The 2,538-nt window shown below is 71.0% G+C and carries 2 protein-coding genes; both read right to left on the reverse strand.

Going from position 1 to position 2,538, the window contains the following annotated elements; translation table 11 throughout:
* Nucleotides 1-681 (reverse strand): phosphate acyltransferase (locus ACS5Q0_RS27355; RefSeq protein WP_473129768.1); only part of this gene is annotated, 681 nt, incomplete at its 3' end.
* Nucleotides 682-750: 69 nt separating this feature from the next.
* Nucleotides 751-2,526 (reverse strand): sulfoacetaldehyde acetyltransferase, encoded by a 1,776-nt coding sequence (gene xsc, locus ACS5Q0_RS27360; protein ID WP_473129769.1) that lies wholly within the window; start codon nt 2,524-2,526, stop codon nt 751-753.
* Between the last annotated feature and the right edge of the window lie 12 nt (nt 2,527-2,538).

A 2,538-nucleotide genomic window follows, 5' to 3' on the forward strand; every position in this document is an offset into this window, starting at 1 on the left:
CGCCTCCACCACCTTGCTCACCCGCTCGTGCCGTGCGCTGCCCTGGGTCGAGAACGACAGCAGCGCCACCTTCGCCCGCTCCCCCGTCAGCGCCTCGTACGAGCCCGCCGAGGCCTGCGCGATCGCCGCCAGCGCGGCCGCGTCCGGCTCGACCACCAGCCCGCAATCGGCAAACACGAACGCCCCCTTGCGGGCATGGTGCGGCGCGCAGCACAGCATCAGGAAAAAGCTCGACACCAGCCGGCTCTCCGGCGCCTGGCCGATGATCTGCAGCGCCGCCCGCACCGTCGCGGCCGTGGTCGCCACCGCCCCGCCGATCGTGCCCGCCGCATCGCCTGAGCGCACCATCATCGCCGCATAGCCGAGCGGATCGGCCATCGCGGCCTCGGCCTGCGCCCGGTCCACGCCCTTGTGCCGCCGCAGCGCCTCATAGGCCGCCGCATAGGCCGCCCGCCGCGGCGAGGTCGCCGGGTCCTCGATCGTCACCGCCCCCGGATCGCCGCCCTGCCGCCGCACCGCCTCCCGCACCTGCTGCGCGCGGCCGATCAGGATCGGATCGGCCACGCCTTCGCGCTGCGCCCGCAGCGCCCCGGCGACGATCCGGGGATCCTCGCCCTCGGCCAGGGCAATGCGCTGCGGGCCGGCGCGCGCGGCGGCGATCAGGGCCTCGAGCGGCTTCATGGCGTCTCCTTGGTTCTTCTGCAGGCGACAGGCGGCCGGGAGAACCCGGCCGCGCTCGACCCGGCCGCTTCAGACCGGCCGCTGCGGTTGCCGGTCGGCCGGATCGATCCCGGCCACCGCCACCGGCTTCTTCATCGCATCGCGCCGGAACGGCTCGCCGAGCTCCTGGTTGAGCAGCACCTCGATGAAGGTGGTCACGCCCTGCGCCTGCGCCGCGCAGGCCTCGCGCAGCGCTCGCGTGAGCGCCTCGGGCGTGTCCACCGTCACGCCCTTAAGCCCGCAGCCCTCCGCCACCTTGGCGTAGCTTAAGGCCGGGTTGAGCTCGGTGCCGACGAAGTTGTTGTCGTACCACAGCGTGGTGTTGCGCTTCTCCGCCCCCCATTGGAAGTTGCGGAAGATCACCATGGTGATCGCCGGCCAGGGCTGGCGCCCGATCGAGGTCATCTCGTTCATCGAGATCCCGAACGCGCCGTCGCCGGCAAAGCCCACCGCCGGCACGTCGGGGCAGCCGATCTTGGCCCCGATGATCGCCGGAAAGCCGTAGCCGCACGGCCCGAACATGCCCGGGGCGAGGTATTTGCGCCCTTGCGCGAAGCTCGGATAGGCGTTGCCGATGGCGCAGTTGTTGCCGATGTCGGTCGACACGATCGCATCGGCCGGCAGCCCGGCCTGGATCGCCCGCCAGGCCTGGCGCGGCGACATGCGGTGCTGCTCGCGGGCGCGGGCCTCGGCGTTCCAGCAGGTGCCGGGATCGTCGTCCTCGTGGTCCATCGAGGCGAGCTGCTGCAGCCAGGCCGAGCGGGTCTGGTGGATCAGCGCCCGGCGCGCCTCGCGCCCGGCGTCGCCGGCGCCGCGGCCGAGCTGTTCGAGCAGCTGGCGCGCAACCTGCTTGGCATCGCCGCAGATGCCCACGCTCACCGTCTTGGTCAGGCCGATGCGGTCCGGGTTGATGTCGACCTGGATGATCCTGGCGTGTTTCGGCCAGTAGTCGATGCCGTAGCCCGGCAGGGTCGAGAACGGGTTGAGGCGGGTGCCGAGCGCCAGCACCACGTCGGCTTGCGCGATCAGCTCCATGGCGGCCTTGGAGCCGTTGTAGCCGAGCGGGCCGACCGCCAGGCGGTGGGTGCCGGGAAAGGCGTCGTTGTGCTGGTAGCCGGCGCAGACCGGAGCATCGAGGCGCTCGGCGAGGGCGACGGTGTCGGGGATGGCGTTGCCGATCACCACGCCGGCCCCGGCGAGGATGACCGGGAACTTTGCCTCGGAGAGCAGGCGGGCGGCCTGGGCGATGGCCTGGGGGCCGCCGGCGGGGCGCTCGAGGCGCACGATTGGGGGCAGCTCGATGTCGATGACCTGGGTCCAGAAGTCGCGCGGGACGTTGATCTGGGCCGGGGCGCAGCCGCGCCAGGCCTTCTCGATGACGCGGTTGAGGACCTCGGCGATGCGGGAGGGATCCTTGACCTCCTCCTGGTAGCAGACGCAGTCCTGGAACAGGGCCATCTGGGGCATCTCCTGGAAGCCGCCCTGGCCGATGGTCTTGTTGGCGGCCTGGGGGGTGACCAGGAGCATGGGGGTGTGGTTCCAGTAGGCGGTCTTGACGGCGGTGACGAAGCCGGTGACGCCGGGCCCGTTCTGGGCGATCGCCATCGCCATCTGGCCGGTGGCGCGCGAAAAGCCGTCGCAGATCAGGCCGGCATTGGTCTCGTGGGCGCAGTCCCAGAACGTGATCCCGGCTTTCGGAAACAGGTCCGAGACCGGCATCATGGCCGAGCCGATGATGCCGAACGCATGCCCAATCCCATGCATCTGCAGAACCTTCACAAACGCCTCTTCCGTCGTCATCCTCATCGATCTCGTCCT

This window comes from Microvirga sp. HS2, assembly GCF_055792805.1.

What these genes read in the sequence shown, in the direction of transcription:
- xsc (WP_473129769.1), bottom strand. Translation starts at nt 2,526, where the DNA reads ATGAGGATGACGACGGAAGAGGCGTTTGTGAAGGTTCTGCAGATGCAT.